The sequence below is a fragment of the Frigoribacterium sp. UYMn621 genome (assembly GCF_040549525.1).
GTDB lineage: Bacteria > Actinomycetota > Actinomycetes > Actinomycetales > Microbacteriaceae > Lacisediminihabitans.
In genome coordinates this window covers 336,941-354,471 of sequence record NZ_JBEPTM010000001.1, presented here as the reverse complement: position 1 = coordinate 354,471, position 17,531 = coordinate 336,941, and the positions used below count along the sequence as shown (strand labels likewise).

Here is a 17,531-nt window from a genome sequence, read left to right as displayed (position 1 = left end):
TACGAGCACCGCATCCGCGGAATTACTTTTCCGGATCCGCGTCATAGTTGCCCTCCGGCCGCGTCGCTCCTTCTATAACGACCACATGACTCATGTGGTCTGGATCAAGGAGGATCTATGAAGTTCCGAAACCTCACGGGGACCCACGGCGGACGCATCGTGCTCGCGGCGGTGCCGGTGGCCGTCGTCGCCACCGTGCTCATGGGCGGAGTGGCCAACGGCGCCGTGCCGGTGTCATTCGCTGTCTCCGGCAGCCAGTTTCAGATCAGTGCCTCCCAGCTCGACGGCACCGGGTTCTCCCAGTACGCGGGGGTCACCAACGACACAGCGGGCAAGCCCCACCAGGTGGCCATCGCCAACATCGCGTCGGCGAATCTGGCCGATCTGTGCCAGTCCGTCGTGACGGATACCCCGCTCGGCAAGGTCGGTCTGCTCATCACCGCGGGTGGCGGCGGGAAGCCGGCGACCGCAACGGACCTCCAGATCGGCATGACAGACCTCAAGGGCGACTCCACCTTCAACAACATTCGCATCGGGGTGGATGCCTCGGCCGTGAAGACCAGCCATAAGGGCACGGCGGGAGACTTCGCGCAGGATGCCGACTCCCTCAAGATCGTCGGGCTGCAGCAGACCGCGTGGTCGACCCAGGCCTCGGTCTTCACCCTCACCGGAATGCACCTCCAGCTCACGGACGGCACCAAGGGGTGCTTCTAGTGGCCGCCCGTCGCGCCGCATTCTCGGCCTGGCGGCGCAACCGGCCGTTCACCGGAGGGCTGCTCGCCGTCCTCGCCGGGGTGGAGATGTTCTTCTCCGGGCAACTGGACGTGGGCAAGATCCACGTTCAGGTGGGGATCGAGGGATTGCAGGCCACGATCATCCCGCTGCTGATGGTGTTGCTCGGCATCCTCGCGACCGTCATGCCGGTGCACCGCATCTTCTACGGCGTGCTCGTGCTCGCGATCTCGGTCTACTCCCTCGTGGGGGTGAACCTGGGCGGATTCTTCATCGGGATGCTTCTCGGTGCCCTTGGTGGCATCCTGATCGTCGCGTGGATGCCACGGGCGGCACGTCACGAGACCGCGGAGCCGTCCAGGGCCGTGAGGGATCGGGCCCCCGTCGAACCGAGTCGATCCTGAACGCGGCCCGGTCGCGCCGGCCCGCACCGACGACTCTCCTGGTCGCGGCGGTGCTCGTCGTCGCGCTCTCGGGGATCGGGGCGGCGAGAGTGCCGAGCGCGGGCATGTGCATCCCGTTTCTCATGCAGTGCGGGTCGGGGCAACCGTCACCCGCACCGAGCCAGAGTCCTCGACCGAGTCCGGACCCGGTCGTGCCACTTCCCGACGGGATCGGCCCACCACCCCCACCGGCTTCCGGGGCACCACCGGCGCCGGCCATCGGCGTACCGGATGCGGGCGCCCCGACGTTCACCCTGCCCGCCGCTCAGCTGGGTGGCTCCTCGATCTCGATCTCGGGGCTCCACTCCGTGACCGTCGTCACGGTACCCCTCGCGAACGGCACCCGCACGACGGCGCTCAAGATCGTCGCCGACGGTGTCACCGTGCAGGACTTCCTGCTCGATGTGCGAAAGGCCACAGGCCCGTCCTTGGTGACCACCGCCACGACGATGCAGCTGAAAGGGAATGTGCAGGTCTATCTCGACTCGCTCACGGCATCTCTGCTCGATGGCACAGCACTCACCCTTCTCGCGAACACACCACCACCGGGCAACGAACTACCGCCGACGATGCTGCGGGTCACCCTCGGCCTCGTCGGAGTCACCGCGAACTCGATCGCCTTCACCGCGCCGCACCAGTCGCTGAAGTAGCGGACTGACAGCCGGTGCCGAATGGGTTCCCCCCTCCCGCCGAGGCGCAGGATTCCGATCAGCGTCGTCGATGTGCCCGGCGACGCCGTGGGTGAAAGCGGGGCGACCGGTCGAGCGTCGAGGGCGGGTCCCGCTAGCGGGAGATCTGCTGGAGCGCCCAGGAGTTGCCGTCGGGGTCGCCGAAGTAGGCGTAGCGGACGCCGCCCATGTCGCTGATTCCCGACACCTCCACACCGGCACCGAGAAGCTTCTCCCTGACGGCATCGAGGTCATCGACGACGAGGTGGAGGCCGTTGACTGCCGGCGCATCCGAATCGACGAAACCCACGCCGATGGCGATCGAACAGGCCGATCCCGGAGGGGTCAGTTGCACGACCCGCATGCCATTGCCCGGCTCGACGTCGTGGTCGACGAGGAAGCCGACCTGATCGACGTAGAAGGCCTTGCTGCGGTCCACGTCGGTCGAACGCAGGGGCACCAGTTCCAGTCGCATGTCCACGGCAACTCCTTTTCCCTCGCCATTATGGCGCGCCCGGCGCCGGGTCGATGCGACGCGTCCCGATGTCGCACCCGCCGAGTAGTCTCGGCCCATGATCGGAACCCTTGAACTTCTCATCATCGACTGCCCAGAGCCCCAGAAGCTCGCGCGGTTCTACTCCGAACTGATCGGAGCCGAGATCGTCGGATTCGACACCGACTGGGCCGAGATCGTCCCGCCCGGCGGAGGGCGCCCGATCATCGCGTTCCAGCAGGTGGAGCGGTACACGCCTCCGCGGTGGCCCAGTCAGGATGTCCCGCAGCAGATGCATCTTGACGTGAAGGTGGAGGACTTCGAGGTCGCCGAAGCGGCTGTGCTCGCACTCGGAGCGACCAAGGCCGGATCGGAGACGCCCACGTTTCGCGTCTACCTCGACCCCGCCGGGCATCCGTTCTGCCTGATCATGCCAGGGGACTGACCGCCGCTAGAGCGAACTCACGCCCGGTGGGCCGGATGCCGTGGAGCCGAATCCTCACCGACGGCCAGGTCCACCACCTCGGTCTCGTGAGAGACAGGGTGTGTTCGCTCGAGCTTCGCGCCCTCCACGTCGACGTCCGGGATAATGCGGTCCATCCATTTCGGAAGCCACCATGCCGATTTTCCGAGCAGGTGCATCGCGGCCGGGATGAGCAGCATCCGCACGATGAAGGCGTCGAGAAGCACTCCGAAGGCCAGCCCGAAGCCGATCGGGCGAATCGTGGAGGACTCCGAGAAGATGAATCCGGAGAAGACAGAGATCATGATGATCGCCGCCGCCGTCACCACCGATCGACCGGCATGCAGGCCACGCTGCACCGCGATCTTCGCCGGCGCCCCGTGGGCGTAAGCCTCCCGCATGCCGGAGACCAGGAACAGCTGGTAGTCCATCGCGAGACCGAAGAGCACCCCGACCTCGATCACGGGGAGGAAGCTCAGAATCGGCGCCGGATCGTGCACTCCGAACACCGCGCCGAGCCATCCGTACTGGTAGATCGCGGTGAGCCCGCCGAAGGTGGCGAGGAGCGACAGCACGAAGCCCGCCGTCGCGGTGATCGGCACGAGGATCGAGCGGAACACGAGGATCAGAATCAGCAGCGACAGCCCGACGACCACCACGAGGTAGATCGGAAGCGCGGCGGAGAGCTTCTCTGACACGTCGATGTTCGCACTCGCGTTGCCGGCCACCCCCAGGGTGATCTTTCCGGAGCCGGACGAGATCGGAGAGAGATCGCGCAGATCGTGAACGAGAGCTTCCGTCGACACGCTCGACGGGCCTCCCTTCGGGATCACCTGGAAGGCGACGACCGTGCCATCCGTCGATGCGCCGATCGGAGCGACCGCTGCCACATTGCCCACGGAGGTGATCTTCGTTCCGATCGCGATCTCCTGGCGCTGGAGTTCGTCTCCCGTGGCGGCCGCGGGCAGGTCTGCGACGACGAGAAGTGGGCTGTTCTGCCCGGCGCCGAACTTGGCTTCGAGGGTCTTGTACGCCTTGTACTGGCTCGAGGTTGTGGCCTCCGACGACCCGACGGGCAGTCCGAGACGCATGTTCATGGCGGGCAGGGCGATGACGCCGAGAACCGCGACGCCGACGACGAGCGTGACGATCGCGCGCCAGGTCTTCATCGGAGTATTCGGCACTCGCTTGGCGCTCGCATGCCCGATGGCCAGGCGTTCCTTCTTGCGCAGGATCCGGAGCCCGACGAGCGAGAGCATGGCCGGGGTGAAAGTGATCGCCACCAGGATGGCCACCGCGACAGCCACAGCGCCGACGGTTCCCATGAGACCGAGGAAGGGGATGCCGGTGATGTTGAGCGCGAGCAGCGCGACGATGACCGTGGTGCCGGCGAAGACCACCGCATTGCCGGAGGTGCCGTTGGCCAGTCCGATCGATTCGTGCAGCGGCATCCCCTGCTTCAACTGGGTGCGGTGCCGGTTGAGGATGAACAGCGAGTAGTCGATTCCGACCGCGAGGCCGAGCATCACGCCCAGCACGACCGTGACGGAGTTGAACTCCACGATGCCGGAGAACGCCATGGCCCCGAGGGTCGCGGCGCCGAGTCCGACGCCGGCACTGAGAAGGGGAAGGGCCGCTCCGATGAGCGTGCCGAGCATGACCATGAGCACGATCGCCGCGACGATGACACCGACGACCTCACCCGGGCCGAGGATGCTCGGAACGCCCTGGGCGATGTCCTGCGACACGTAGACCTTCACCCCGTCGACGCCGGCCTCGGCCTTCTTCTCGACCGCGGTCTTCAGGGCGGGAGAGACGAGGTTGGTCGATTTGGTGAATTGGATGGTGGCGACAGCGCTGCTGTCATCCTTCGAGACGAAACGGATGTTCGACGACAGGTCGAGAAGCTGGGATCCGAGTTCGAGCTTGGTGCTCTGTTCATCGAGGGTCTTCGCGTTGGCATCGAGGGTCGACTGGTTCGCGGTGAGGCTCGACTGCTGGGCGGTCAACGCGGCCTGCTGCGCCTCGAGCTGTGCCTGCACGGCTGCGGGCGCACCCGCGGCCGCGGCCTTCGCCGCGTCGAGCTGCTGCTGGGCCTGGTCGAGTTGTGCCTGGCCCGCAGTCAGTTGTGCCTGCGCCGCCGCGAGCTGCTCCTTGCCTGTGGTGATCTTCGCCCGCCCATCCGTGACCTGCTGCCGGTTGTCGTCAAGCGTCGCTTGCGTGGTGAACGGGTTGTTGGCCGACTTCACCCCACTCATGTCGGCGATGTCCGCGAGAAGCTGCGTGACATCCGCCTTCTGCGCCTCGGTGAAGGCCTTTCCCGAGGTCGTCTCCAGCACGAGGCTGCCGCTTCCGCCGCTCGCCTTCGGGAACTTCGCGTTCAGTTCATCCTGCACCTTGGCCGTCGCGGTGCCGGGGATGCTGATCGACGGGGACGGAGTGCCCGCGAACAGCGCGTATCCGACTCCCGCGAGGGCGATGATCACCACCCAGGTGACGATGACCGTCCAGTGACGGCGTGCAGAGAATCGTCCGAGGCGATAGAGGAGGCCGGCCATGTCGAATCCTCGTTCCTTTCAGTGGTGAGTGCAGGTGTGGTGAGTGCGGTGCTGTCGTGCGGAACGGGGCGCGCCGGTGCACCCCGCGATATCAAACTGTGGGCGAATATCCAGATCTGATGGTGTCGGTGAGCCGGGCGAGAAGGCGGTCCCAGTCCGCTCGCGCCGCGGGATCGGTGCGTCCGGCCGACTCCTCGAGCCAGCGCTTCGCGATGACGACGACACCGTTCATGAGGGAGCCGACGAGCACTTCGGTGTCGAGAGTGTCCGCCTCCGGATAGCGCCTGGCGACCTCACGCAAGAGGCGCTCGGCGGCACGGGCGAATGTCACATCGGTGAGCGCGCGCCCTCGGGCATCGTCGGCATCCTCGACGCCGAGGACTTTCACGACAGAGGCGATCACCGTGGGCAGATCGACGTGCTGCAACATCTCGGCAAGCTCGGTGAACATCGACGCTCGGCTGCCGTCGCCGACCGGGCTTGCGGCGACGGCGGCGATGAATTCGTCGATGATCACTTCGAGCTCCTCGGCGGAGAGGGCAAGGAGCACTTCGTCGACGGACGCGAAATGATTGAAGACCGTGCGCCGCGCCACATCCGCTCGCTCGGCGAGCTCGTCGACGTTGAACCGGGGACCGCCGCGCTCCTGCACGAGATCATGGGCTGCGGCGAGGATCGCCGAACGATGGCGCTCCTTGAGAGCGGCCCGCCGATCGGGTGCCGTTGACATGATCACGTCGCTCACACTAAGTGCAACGATGCACTCAGTGCATGTCTTGTCATCGAACTTCCAGCAAAGATGCACCTGGGTCGCAGCCACGGGTTTGGATCGATCTGGAGGCGGGAGGCGTCGGGAGGATCTTTCGAACCTCAAGGCCCGGGCTGAACACCTCTTCGGCGGGCGCCGACCCACCGTCGGTCGTGGGGACGATGATAGGAGAACGCCGAGGAAGGGCCGATCAATCCGCGACGGGGAGGTGCGCATGGTGAGCCCTCGAGTGCTCACGCTCGACGATGCCCGCCGCATCGCGGTGCGATCGCAGCTGCTCGATGCCGAACGGCCGGGCGATGTCATCGAGGTCGCCGAACAGCTCGGCGCCGTCAAGATCGATCCGACTCGGGTCATCGCGGCCTGCGAGCACACCGTGCTGTGGTCGCGCATCGGTTACGCCTATGAACCCGGCCAGCTGAAGGATGCCGTCGAACGGGATCACCTGCTGTTCGAGTTCGATGGGGCATTCCGCCCGGTCAGTCTTCTGCCGCTGATGCTCCCCGCGATGCGGCAATGGCCTCGCCGGGAGAGCACCCGGCAATGGCTCGACGCCAACTCGCGCTTCCGGTCGGAGGTGCTGGCGCGGCTTCGCGCCGATGGGCCGCTTCTCGCGAGCGACATTCCCGACACCGCCGACGTGACGCGGCCGCCGGATGGATGGTTCGGGTCCAACCAGGTGCCGATCATGCTGGACTTCCTCAGCCGACAGGGCGAGGTCGCCATCGTCGGGCGCGAGGGCAGGCATCGCCGCTGGGACCTCGCCGAGCGCGTCTACCCGACCGACCTGCCCGAGCTGGAACGCGAAGAGGCCGATCGGCAGTGGGACGAGAGACGACTCCAGGCCGCCGGGATCGCTCGGCAGAAGTCCCCCTGGACACCGGTTGGAATGGCCGGCGAGCCCGTGCGGATCGAGGGACTGCGGTCCACCTGGCGGGTCGACCCGGCGGCACTCGCGACGCTCGACCAAGACGCCGGAGGGCGCGTCGCCTTCCTCAACCCCTACGACGGGTTGCTCTTCGATCGCCCGCGGCTTCGGGAGATCTTCCAGTTCGAGTACGTGCTCGAGCAGTTCAAGCCGAAGTCACAGCGCAAGTACGGCCTGTTCGCGCACCCCATCCTGATGGGCGATCGCTTCGTCGGCATGCTGGAGGCAGAGATCGATCGCACCGAGAGCGTGCTGAGGATCGCCGCGGTACACGAATTCCTGCCCTTCGACCCGGAGGAGGAAGAGATGGTGAGAGGGGAGATCTCCGAGCTGGCTCGGTGGCTGGGTGTCGAGGTCGCCGAGGTCGCCGAGGTCCGACGTTAGGTCCTGGCCCAGGCTCATAGCAGCGGCTCAGGGATTGGGCATTCCCCCGTCGACGTGGAGCGTCTCCCCCACGACGAAACTCGACTCGGGTGAGGCGAGGAACACGTAAGCCGGCGCGAGTTCTGCGGGCTGCCCCACCGACCGAGGGCCGTCTCCTCCCCCGTTGTCGGGAGCGCCGACGGCGGCTGGCCGCCCGCGGTCTGCAGCGGAGTCCAGATCGGACCGGGCGCCACCACGTTCACGCGGATCCCCTGCGGGGCGAGCTGCTGCGCGAGTGCCTTGGAGAAGGTGTTGATCGCGGCCTTGGTCGAGGCATAGTCGACCAGCAGCGGGGACGGCGTGTAGCCCTGGATCGACGAGGTGTTGATGATCGTCGATCCGGGCGCGAGGTGCGGAAGGGCGACCGCCTTTCTCCCGGCCGCCTCGATCAGTCGGATGGTGCGGTCGGCATCCTCCTGCTCCGATGCGAGGTAGGAGATCGCGACATCCGCTCCCTCCCTGGCGAAGGCGATAGCGACGGCAGCGCCGATGCCGGAGTCACCGCCGGTGATGAGGGCTTTGCGGCCGGTGAGGCGGCCAGCGCCGACGTAGCTGTCTTCGCCGACATCCGGGGCCGAACTCTGGGCGTCTTCCACTCCCGGCCCGTCCTGATGCTGCTCGGGTGGGGTGATGTCGGGGTCGCGGGTGACGGGGTTTCCGAAGGTGTACTGGGTGATTGCCATGCCCAGCACGGTACGCGCGGAAATAGTCGGGGTCAGGGGCTTGAATGTGCGCACTGGTGGTGATTACAGGCCTCGGCTCCCGAAATCTGTCGACGCCTTCGGCAGTCGATCCAGGATCACACGGGCGAGCGATCAGGCGGGGGCTGAGCGACGGTAGGTGGTGACCTGCACCCCGGATTCCAGAGCTCGGGTCTCCGCGCGGGAGAGGCTCACCCGGGGAAACCCCTCGGGGAACAGCTTCTTGCCGGTGCCCAACACCATCGGGTACACCGCGAGCCGGTATTCGTCGATCAGGTCGTGCTCGGCCAGCGTGCGGATGAGCCCGGTGCTGCCCCAGACGCGGATTTCGCCGCCGGGCTGATCGCGGAGCGCACGCACCGCAGCCGGGACATCCGCACCGAGGAGGTGCGAGTTCTGCCAACCGAGCTCGGTGAGCGTGCGGGACGCGACGTATTTGGGAACGCGGTTGTACCGCCTGTTGAGCTCCCCCCTCAATCCAGCGTCGTTCTCGTCCCAGACGCCCCAGGAGGAGGCCCAGATCTCGTAGGTCTTGCGGCCGAGCAGGAGAGCCTCGGTTGCGCTCTCCCAGGAGCGGATGATCTCCGCCATCTCGCCACGCACGTCGCGTGCGTCATACTCCGAGGTCCACCCGCCGTGCTCGAAGCCACCCTCGCGATCCTCGTCCGGAGCCCCGCCGGCCTGGACGACGCCGTCCAGGGTGATGAATGCCTGCACGACGATGGTGCTCATCTCGGTACTCCTCGGCCAGTTCGGGGCTGACGTGCTCGGTCAGCGGGTGAACCGAGTCGACATCCGAATCCGCACCGTGTCAAGGAGCACCGCCTCCGGAGGGCGCGCGCCCGCTAGTGGTGGTGTGCCCGCGGGTGTGGCGGCGAGGCTGTGGCACGAATCACCATGTTGTCGATGTTGGGCAGCTCATGCCCGAGCAGATGCTCGGCGTCGTGGGCGATGACATCCGCCTCGGACACCGACACGTCTGCCACGGTGATGGTGGCCGATCCCTGCAGCCGGTGGCCGACCCACCTCAGCTGAACGTGGGGCACTGCGAGCACGCCCGGCGTCCGCGCCAGTGCGCGCTCGGCCCTGTCCACCAGCTCCGGCTCGATACCGTCCATGAGGCGCCGCCCGATACTGCGAACGGTTCCCCACAGCAGCACGATGATCGCCGCCGAGATCAGGAGTCCGATGATCGGGTCCGCGAGGGGGAAGCCGAGCATCACACCGACGGCGCCGAGAACGACGGCAAGAGAGGTGAAGCCGTCCAATCGAGCGTGCACACCGTCTGCGACGAGCGCGGCGGATCCGATCTTCTGCCCGACGCGGATTCGATAGATCGCGACCGCCTCGTTTCCGGCGAACCCGATGAGGCCGGCGACGGCGACCCACCAGAGATTGTGGATCGTCTCTGGGTGCACCAGACGACTGATGGACTCCCAGGCCGCGACGACGGCCGACAGTGCGACGACGGCCACGATGAAGAGTCCGGCAAGATCCTCGGCGCGACCGTAGCCGTAGGTGTACCGGCGCGAGGCCATCCGCCGTCCGAGCACGAAAGCAATCCACAGGGGCACCGCGGTCAGCGCATCGGCGAAGTTGTGGATGGTGTCGGCCAGGAGTGCCACCGAGCCGCTGATGAGGAAGACGACCAGTTGCAGGAGTGTCGTGCCGAGCAGGATGAACAGGCTGATCTTGAGCGCCCGCACCCCTGCGGAGCTGGCCTCGAGGGCATCATCGATGGAATCGGCCGCATCGTGGCTGTGAGGAACGAACAACCCGTAGAGGAAGCCCTTGAGGCCGGTCGGATGCGAATGGCCGCCGTGGTCATGCCCGTGGTCGTGCTCGTGCTCGTGCTCGTGCTCGTGCTCGTGCTCGTGCTCGTGGTCGTGCTCGTGTTGGTGGTCATGCTCAGCACGCATGGGGGAATGCTCGGTCACTCGGATGCCTCATCCCGCTCGTGATGATGGCGCGGAGTCCCGCCGAGCGAGTGCTCCGCCTGGAAGATGGCATCCGACACGAGTTGTGCCGCGTGCTCGTTCTCGAGGTGGTAATAGACGCGGGTGCCTTCCTGCCTGGTCGTCACGAACCGCGCCAGCCGCAGCTTCGCCAGGTGCTGCGACACCGCCGCCGGCGGCTTCTCGAGCGTCTCGGCGAGCTGGTTCACCGACTTTTCCCCGTCGCGGAGGGCGAGGATGAGCCGCACGCGAGTGGCATCCGCCAGCATGGAGAACACCTCCGCAGCGAGCTCCACGAATTGGCTGTCGGGTTCCCTGCCGCATATCCGCTTATCTGCATCCATACGCAGATTATTGCACGATGCTCATTGTGGACGGCACCCAGCGGGTCGGGCGGGAGGAGCGTCGCGCTGAAACAGGGCCGCACTGGGCTGGTCCACACTCTCCCCGGTCATCACCCCGCGGGGACGAATGCCCGACTCGCCGTCGCGGACCAGGGTTGATATATACCCCATGGGGGTATATATTTCGGTGATGGCCCCCTCACACGATCAGCCAACACATCTCACTCCTGACACTCATCACGCCGGATCCCCCGCGCAGCATGATTCGCCGGGTGGGATGAGCCACGCCGGCCATGGTGACCATGTCGGCCAGTTCCGACGCCTGTTCTGGATCATGCTCGTCATCGCCGTTCCCGTCGTGGCGTTCAGCGACATGTTCGCAATGATCCTGGGCTACTCACTGCCCGACGGCTTTTTTGTGGCGTCGATTTCACCCGTCCTCGGAACGGTGCTCTACGTGTGGGGCGGGCGCCCGTTCCTCACCGGTGCCGTGTCGGAGCTGAGAGCGCGCAAGCCCGGAATGATGCTCCTGATCGCGCTGGCGATCACCGTCGCGTTCGTCGCATCGTGGGCTGCCAGTCTCGGCCTCATCGATCGTCAGTTGAATTTCTGGTGGGAGCTCGCCCTCCTCATCGTGATCATGCTTCTCGGACACTGGATCGAAATGCGGTCCCTCGCACAGTCGTCAACCGCCCTGGAGTCGCTTGCGGCGCTGCTGCCGGATGAGGCGGAGCGCATCGACGGCGAAAATATCGTGGTCATCTCGCCCGCTGACCTGGTGGTCGGGGATCTCGTCATCGTGCGACCCGGCGGCCGTGTTCCGGCGGACGGGGAGGTCACCGAAGGCACAGCGGACGTCGACGAATCGATGATCACCGGCGAATCCCGGGCTGTCGCTCGCGGTCCCGGCACCCAGGTCGTTGCGGGAACGGTGGCCACCGACAACGCCATCCGGGTGCGTGTCTCCGCGGTGGGAGGCGACACGGCGCTCGCCGGCATCCAGAGGCTCGTCTCGGAGGCGCAGAATTCGTCGTCACGAGCCCAGCGGTTGGCCGACGTTGCCGCCGGCTGGTTGTTCTGGTTCGCCCTGGGATCCGGCGTGATCACCGCCATCGTGTGGACCGCCCTCGGATCACCACAGGATGCGGTCATCCGCACGATCACCGTGCTCGTGATCGCCTGTCCACATGCTCTCGGCCTGGCGATCCCCCTCGTCGTCTCCATCGCGACGGAGCGAGCCGCGAAGGGTGGCGTCCTCGTCAAAGACCGTCTCGCGCTGGAGAACATGCGCACCGTGAACTCCGTGCTCTTCGACAAGACCGGAACCCTGACCAAGGGAGAGCCGAGCGTCACCCGGTTTGCCGTCACGACTTCGGCTTCGGATCGGGATGTGCTCTCACTCGCGGCGGCCGTCGAAGCAGACAGCGAGCATCCGCTGGCCAGGGCCATCGTGGATGCCGCGAAAGCGCGCGGTCTCTCGATCCCGAAGGCGACCGACTTCCAGGCGTCGACGGCTGTCGGGGTCACGGGGGTCGTGAACGGCAGCGAGGTCAGCGTCGGTGGACCTGGCATGCTCGCCTCGCACGCCGCCGATCCGCTCCCCGAGACGCTCGCGTGGCAACGCGAGGGGGCGATCATCCTTCACGTGCTCCGGGACTCGACAGTGATCGGCGCCATCGGGCTCGCCGATGAGGTTCGCCCAGAATCCCGTCAAGCCGTCGATGCCCTCCGCGCACTCGGGATACAGGTGGTGATGATCACCGGGGACGCCCACGCCGTCGCCCAGTCCGTGGCGGATGACCTCGGCATCGATCGGGTATTCGCGGGGGTGCACCCGGAGGACAAGGCAGCGAAGGTCAGCGAACTGCAGCGTGAGGGCCATAAGGTCGCCATGGTCGGGGACGGCGTGAATGACGCACCCGCGCTCGCCCAGGCCGACGTCGGCATCGCCATCGGGGCGGGCACCGACGTGGCCATCGCCTCCGCCGGCGTGATCCTCGCCAGCGATGACCCACGATCCGTGCTCTCGGTCATCGAGCTGTCTCGCAAGACCTACCGAAAGATGAAGCAGAACCTCTGGTGGGCCGCCGGCTACAACCTGATCGCCGTGCCGCTCGCCGCCGGAGTCCTGGCGCCCATCGGTTTCGTCCTCCCGATGGAGGTCGGCGCATTGCTGATGTCTGCATCCACGGTAGTCGTGGCTCTGAATGCCCAGTTGCTTCGCCGTCTCGACCTTCGCCCCGGGGCGAGCGTCGCGAGTCTTCTTCCGCAGAACCCTGGTGGCCGAGAGGGTGTCACGGAGCCGGACGAGCAACTCCAGGCGCTCGGGTCGGATGCCGCGCCACGGTCATGAGCGCCGAGCGTGTTCCCGGCCAGTGCGCAGCATCGACTCAGGCCGCAGCTCCCCGGCTCGGCTAGCGTTGGCATCATTCGAAGGGGTGGCATGGTGAGTGTGATCCGAGCGTCTGACTGGATCCTCAATCCCTCCGCGCTCCGGAAGACCCTGCTGCTTCTCACGGTCGTCGTCGCGGTCGTGGCCGGCCTTCTCGCGATGCACACGATCTCGTCATCGATGGGCGATCATGCTGGCGGAACCGGCGCAGCAAACGCGATGCCAGCAGACTTGCACCATGCCGACGCCATGGAATCCACCGGCGGCTCATCAGCGGGATCGCACGGATGTTCCGGCGTCTGTGATCCTGGCCAGGTGATGACCACCCTGGCGTGCGTGATCGCCCTTCTGGCCACTGCCGTGATGGCTGCCGGCGCACGACGAACCGAGTGGTCGGGCCCGCCGCGTCGGTCGCGCAACTTCCTTCGCCCGGCACTCGCGGCCGCCGCGTCGGCCGTCCCGCCAGCACCGAACCTCGACGCCCTCTCCATCAGCAGAACCTGATTTCGTGCGCCCGTATGCGGGCTCCCCCTGCACCGAACTCACCCTCTCTGATTGGACAAACACGCATGCCAAAAATTCGTACCACCGTCGTCATCACCGTCATTCTCGCCGCCACGCTCACTCTTGCCGCCTGCTCCAGCTCGCAGCCGATGGGCAGCATGAATGACGGGGATTCCGCGTCATCCGCTCCGCGCTCCTCCCAGGGGGCCTTCAACGACCAGGACGTCGTGTTCGCTCAAATGATGGTGCCCCACCATGAACAGGCCGTCGAGATGTCGGACATGATTCTGACCAAATCCGGGATCGACCGCCGGATCAGCGCGTTGGCCACCGACATCACGGCCGCGCAGGGCCCGGAGATTGCCACGATGAACGCGTGGCTCACTACCTGGGGCGCATCGGGCACGGGCATGTCGGGCATGGATCACGGCGACACCGGAATGATGTCGGACTCGGAGATGACCGGCTTGAAGGATGCCTCCGGTACCGAGGCCGGACGCCTCTTCCTCACAGGCATGACGGCCCATCATGAGGGTGCGATCACAATGGCCGAGACCGAGGTGAGCGACGGCAAGAACGCGGCGGCGATCGCCCTGGCGAAGAAGATCGTTTCTACCCAGGCCGGCGAGATCCAGAAGATGAAGGACATTCTCGCCACCCTGTAGGGGCACCCGGGGCGGCCGTCGTTCGATCGAGTCGACGGCCGCGCTCGGATCGGCTCTCGGTCGGCTGTCCGCCGATCGACCCATCCGAGCCGGGCTCGAGAACGGCCGAGACCTTGCGCAACCAGCGCTTCTGTAGCGGGAGCGGGACTTGAACCCGCGACACCACGATTATGAGCCGTGTGCTCTAACCACCTGAGCTACCCCGCCGGGACGTAACCAGACAAACGGGTTACGAGAGCCCCCTGTGGGAATCGGACCCACTACCTCTTCCTTACCAAGGAAGTGCTCTACCAATGAGCTAAGGGGGCGAAAGCAGCGCGCGACTCTCCACGCGCCATTTTGGCACCGTTAGAGAATAGCATCCGCGGCGGGGCCCGCCGCGCCGCTACTCGAGGGCGAGGATCACACCGGGCTCGAAGAAGTCGGGAAGCGTGATGCCCGGCAACTCGAACGCGCCGAAGGCCGGTCCGGATCCGCTCAGCCTGAGGCCCTCCGGCGTCTGCACCGCACCCATCCGGCCGAAGAGTGTCACCGGGAGGCCGGCCACCGCGTGCGGCGGAAGAGTCACGTCGAAGTCATCCCGGGCCGCTACGACGAGCACGCTCTCCTCGGCTGACTCCCGCACAAAGACCAGCACCTCGCTGCCGGCATGCAACCAGCGGATGCCGCCACCATTCAATGCCGGATGAGAGGTTCGAAGGTGGATCAGGCGCGAATAGAGGGAGATGGTGTCGGCGGCCGCCGCCTCGGTTCCCCAGGGCATCGGAGTGCGGGAGTGCTCGCCGTCCGTGCCGGTGAGTCCGAACTCGTCGCCGGCGAAGACGACGGGGATGCCCGGCAACGTCACCGAGAGACCGAACGCGACAGGAACGGTGCCCGGCCGGGCATGGGTGAGGAAACGTGGGGTGTCATGGGTGTCGAGGGCATTCATATTGTGCAGCCGCACGCGCCACGGGAACGCCGCGGTGAAGCGGATGTGCGCCGCATGCACCTCGATCCCGCTGTAGCCGGGGACGGTGCCGAGCGCCATGCCGATGCCGCCGGGCGCGAGGCTCCCGGGCTCGGAGAGCCAGCCCCAGACCGGCCGGGTGAAGTTGGCGTACGTCATCGCACCGTGCCAGGCGTCCCCGGGAAAGTCGCTCGCGGCATCGTTCGTCGACTCCCCGAGCAGAATCGTGTCCGTCTTCGTGGCGACCATAGTGCGGCGGATCGTGCGACGCACCTCCAGGTTGAGGTCCTGGTCGAGATAGCGTCCGGTCATGTTGGAGACATCGATGCGCCAGCCGTCGAGGTTATAGGGCGCGCCGAGCCACTTCGCGACGACAGACTCTGGGCCGTCGATGAAGCGTCGGCGCAGCTCGGCCGAGTTCCAGTTGAACTTGGGGAGGCTCGGCACCCCGAGCCACGACACGTAGCGATCCTGCTGCTCATCGAGCCAGTAATAGAACTCGCTCTCCGGGGCCTCCGGCGAGAGGTGGGAGGCCCGGAACCACTCGTGGGCGTCCCCGCTGTGGTTGGAGGTGAGGTCCCCGATCACCCGCAGTCCGCGCCCGTGCGCCGCGTCGATGAGTGCGACGAGCGCCTCGTCCCCGCCGAGCAGCGGATCCACCTCGGCGAAGGACAACGCGTCGTAGCGGTGGTTGGACTGCGCCGGAAACACGGGCGTCAGGTAGATGAGGTTCACCCCGAGCGCCACCAGATGGTCGAGATGCTCGGCGATGCCCGCGAGATCGCCGCCATAGAACTGGCGGGGAGTGTCCGCACCCACGTACACCACATCATCCGTCCACGCGGCCGGCACGGCCCAATCGGGCAGTTGGCGAGCGGATGCCGCTGCAGACCGGGCGAATCGGTCGGGGAAGATCTGGTACATCACCGTCGACGAGGCCCAGTCCGGTGCCGCCGGGTAGGTCACCATCCGGAAGTCCTCCGAATCGAGGGTCTCGATGGTGTGGACGCCGGTGGCGTTCACCCAGACCGAACCGCCGTCCGCGAGGGAGAGCAGCCAGCGATAGCCGTGCACCGGGTTCTCGATCTCGATCTCGGCCTCCCACCACTCCCACCCGTCGACATCCGCAACGGGCGAGGCCACGGCGAACCGCGGCTCGTGGTCGGGATTGGAGCGGGTGTGCACGGCGATGACCGGTCCGAAGCCCGCGGGGATGCGGATGCGCACACGCACGTGGTCACCGAGCTGGGGTGCGGAATCGGAGACATAGAGGGGAGAACCGTCGTGGTGCGGCGTGTTGACGATACCCATGGGGACCCTTCGATGGCCTGCGGGGCTGAATTGCCCGCCGATACTGATGTCGAAGGTACCGTAGCGCCGTTACGGCCCGATTACGACGGGAGTTCGGTCATCCGCTCGTGATCGAGAGCAGCCCGAGGATGCCCACGGCGTAGACGACGACCACGGTGAGAGAGTCGACACCCATGCCGAGGATCCGTCGGGACGGTCGAAAGATCAGACCGACGATATAGATCAGAGTGAGCAGCACCGCGAGGGCGGTGAGGTAGATATCGCTGGAGTTGGCATGGGACAGCACCGAGGCGCCGGAGATGATCGTCGCGACGAGGAAGAGAACAGGCAAGAAGGCGTTCCCGCCGAAGATGTCGCTCATCGCCAGATTGTCATCGCCCTGCTTCACGGCTTGAAGCCCGGTGGAGATCTCGGGCAGGGATGTCGCCAACGCCAGGAAGGTCGCCCCGAAGAGCACCCCCGACAGACCGATCTGCGACGACGCGGCATCCCCGGCCCGCTCGAGCACCACCCCCGCGACGAGGGTGGCAAGGGCGGAGACGGCGAACACGATGGCGGCTTTCGTCACACTCATCTTCTTGTCGGGAGTGTGGCGTCGATGTCCGCGGGGATGCGGAGACGAGTCCGGTGCCGCCCCGTCCTCGTGCCAGGGCAGGTGTGAGCCGGAGCGTTGTACCAGCATCAGGCCGACAATCCAGAGGGCGGCGATGACGAGCACATCCGGGGTGACCCGGGCAAACACGAGCCCGGCGGGAAGCTGGCTGCCTGCGACGACGACAGACAGAACCGCGACGACGACCACCGCTTCGAGCACCAATGTCAGGGAGGCGGCCCGGTAGGTCAGCGGCCGCACGCCCTTTCCGCGCCGTCCGAAGAGATCGAGGACGGCCAGCACGACTGTTTGCATCGCGATGCCGCCCAGGATGTTTCCCGTTGCGACCTCGATATTCCCCGATAGTGCGGCGCTGACGGTGATGGCGATCTCGGGGAGATTGGTGGCAACCGCGAGAACGATGAGTCCGCCGAGGGCACTACCGAGGTGCAGCCGCTTATCCAGGACATCCGTCGTTTTGGAGAGTTGGATGCCCGCCACCCAGATGACGGCCGCTCCCGCGACGAAAATCAGCACAAGCAGCCAGAGGGGCAGAGTGTTCACGTCTGCAGACAGTACGCTCTCTGCCACTCCGGCGGGCGGCCAGCGGCTCCGCGATTTCGGGCAACGGGGGATGCAAT

At 66.4% G+C, this 17,531-nt stretch carries 16 protein-coding genes, 2 tRNA genes and 1 pseudogene; 8 read left to right on the top strand and 11 right to left on the bottom strand.

Going from position 1 to position 17,531, the window contains the following annotated elements; translation table 11 throughout:
* The first annotated feature begins 117 nt into the window (after positions 1-117).
* The 3 genes from ABIB54_RS01875 to ABIB54_RS01865 all read left to right on the top strand — a co-directional run bounded on the left by ABIB54_RS01875 (position 118) and on the right by ABIB54_RS01865 (position 1,825).
* Entirely contained in the window at positions 118-714 is a 597-nt protein-coding gene (locus ABIB54_RS01875) for a DUF6230 family protein (protein WP_354573822.1), read from the top strand.
* Complete coding sequence (locus tag ABIB54_RS01870; RefSeq protein ID WP_354573821.1) at positions 714-1,136, top strand: DUF6114 domain-containing protein; 423 nt, start codon at positions 714-716, stop codon at positions 1,134-1,136. The genes ABIB54_RS01875 and ABIB54_RS01870 overlap by 1 nt, the downstream gene beginning before the upstream one ends.
* 191 nt (positions 1,137-1,327) lie before the next feature.
* Complete coding sequence (locus tag ABIB54_RS01865) at positions 1,328-1,825, top strand: hypothetical protein (protein ID WP_354573820.1); 498 nt, start codon at positions 1,328-1,330, stop codon at positions 1,823-1,825.
* A 133-nt stretch (positions 1,826-1,958) separates the two neighbouring features.
* Here the strand turns inward: ABIB54_RS01865 and ABIB54_RS01860 are convergent, their stop codons facing one another.
* Positions 1,959-2,318, bottom strand: coding sequence for a VOC family protein (locus ABIB54_RS01860; protein WP_354574236.1), 360 nt, complete (start codon positions 2,316-2,318; stop codon positions 1,959-1,961).
* A gap of 97 nt (positions 2,319-2,415) precedes the next feature.
* Between ABIB54_RS01860 and ABIB54_RS01855 the strand changes: the two genes are divergently transcribed.
* The gene (locus tag ABIB54_RS01855; RefSeq protein ID WP_354573819.1) at positions 2,416-2,781 is read left to right on the top strand and encodes a VOC family protein; all 366 of its coding nucleotides are present in this window, start codon (positions 2,416-2,418) and stop codon (positions 2,779-2,781) included.
* 17 nt (positions 2,782-2,798) lie between these two features.
* On the opposite strand, the gene ABIB54_RS01850 is transcribed toward ABIB54_RS01855, so the two are convergent.
* Complete coding sequence (locus ABIB54_RS01850; RefSeq protein WP_354573818.1) at positions 2,799-5,357, bottom strand: MMPL family transporter; 2,559 nt, start codon at positions 5,355-5,357, stop codon at positions 2,799-2,801.
* Positions 5,358-5,448: 91 nt separating this feature from the next.
* A complete protein-coding gene (locus ABIB54_RS01845) occupies positions 5,449-6,087 on the bottom strand; it encodes a TetR/AcrR family transcriptional regulator (protein ID WP_354573817.1) in 639 nt (212 codons plus the stop codon).
* A 253-nt stretch (positions 6,088-6,340) separates the two neighbouring features.
* Between ABIB54_RS01845 and ABIB54_RS01840 the strand changes: the two genes are divergently transcribed.
* Complete coding sequence (locus ABIB54_RS01840) at positions 6,341-7,438, top strand: DNA glycosylase AlkZ-like family protein (RefSeq protein WP_354573816.1); 1,098 nt, start codon at positions 6,341-6,343, stop codon at positions 7,436-7,438.
* 27 nt (positions 7,439-7,465) lie between these two features.
* Here ABIB54_RS01840 and ABIB54_RS01835 read toward each other — a convergent pair.
* The 4 genes and pseudogenes from ABIB54_RS01835 to ABIB54_RS01820 all read right to left on the bottom strand — a co-directional run bounded on the left by ABIB54_RS01835 (position 7,466) and on the right by ABIB54_RS01820 (position 10,477).
* A pseudogene (locus tag ABIB54_RS01835) lies at positions 7,466-8,160 on the bottom strand (SDR family oxidoreductase).
* 132 nt (positions 8,161-8,292) lie between these two features.
* Positions 8,293-8,910 (bottom strand): dihydrofolate reductase family protein, encoded by a 618-nt coding sequence (locus tag ABIB54_RS01830; protein WP_354573815.1) that lies wholly within the window; start codon positions 8,908-8,910, stop codon positions 8,293-8,295.
* A gap of 113 nt (positions 8,911-9,023) precedes the next feature.
* Positions 9,024-10,097 (bottom strand): cation diffusion facilitator family transporter, encoded by a 1,074-nt coding sequence (locus ABIB54_RS01825; protein WP_354573814.1) that lies wholly within the window; start codon positions 10,095-10,097, stop codon positions 9,024-9,026.
* A 14-nt stretch (positions 10,098-10,111) separates the two neighbouring features.
* Positions 10,112-10,477, bottom strand: a complete 366-nt coding sequence (locus ABIB54_RS01820; RefSeq protein WP_354573813.1) for an ArsR/SmtB family transcription factor — start codon at positions 10,475-10,477, stop codon at positions 10,112-10,114.
* A gap of 277 nt (positions 10,478-10,754) precedes the next feature.
* Between ABIB54_RS01820 and ABIB54_RS01815 the strand changes: the two genes are divergently transcribed.
* The 3 genes from ABIB54_RS01815 to ABIB54_RS01805 all read left to right on the top strand — a co-directional run bounded on the left by ABIB54_RS01815 (position 10,755) and on the right by ABIB54_RS01805 (position 14,038).
* Positions 10,755-12,830, top strand: a complete 2,076-nt coding sequence (locus ABIB54_RS01815; protein WP_354573812.1) for a heavy metal translocating P-type ATPase — start codon at positions 10,755-10,757, stop codon at positions 12,828-12,830.
* Between the two features lie 90 nt (positions 12,831-12,920).
* Positions 12,921-13,373, top strand: a complete 453-nt coding sequence (locus tag ABIB54_RS01810) for a DUF6153 family protein (protein ID WP_354573811.1) — start codon at positions 12,921-12,923, stop codon at positions 13,371-13,373.
* A 65-nt stretch (positions 13,374-13,438) separates the two neighbouring features.
* Entirely contained in the window at positions 13,439-14,038 is a 600-nt protein-coding gene (locus ABIB54_RS01805) for a DUF305 domain-containing protein (protein ID WP_354573810.1), read from the top strand.
* A 133-nt stretch (positions 14,039-14,171) separates the two neighbouring features.
* Here ABIB54_RS01805 and ABIB54_RS01800 read toward each other — a convergent pair.
* The 4 genes from ABIB54_RS01800 to ABIB54_RS01785 form a co-directional block, all read right to left on the bottom strand.
* Positions 14,172-14,245: transfer RNA gene (locus ABIB54_RS01800), tRNA-Met, on the bottom strand.
* Between the two features lie 29 nt (positions 14,246-14,274).
* Positions 14,275-14,346: transfer RNA gene (locus ABIB54_RS01795), tRNA-Thr, on the bottom strand.
* A gap of 77 nt (positions 14,347-14,423) precedes the next feature.
* Positions 14,424-16,298, bottom strand: coding sequence for a glycoside hydrolase family 13 protein (locus ABIB54_RS01790; protein WP_354573809.1), 1,875 nt, complete (start codon positions 16,296-16,298; stop codon positions 14,424-14,426).
* A gap of 97 nt (positions 16,299-16,395) precedes the next feature.
* On the bottom strand, positions 16,396-17,454 hold the full coding sequence (locus tag ABIB54_RS01785) for a sodium:calcium antiporter (protein ID WP_354573808.1): 1,059 nt from the start codon (positions 17,452-17,454) through the stop codon (positions 16,396-16,398).
* Positions 17,455-17,531: the final 77 nt, after the last annotated feature.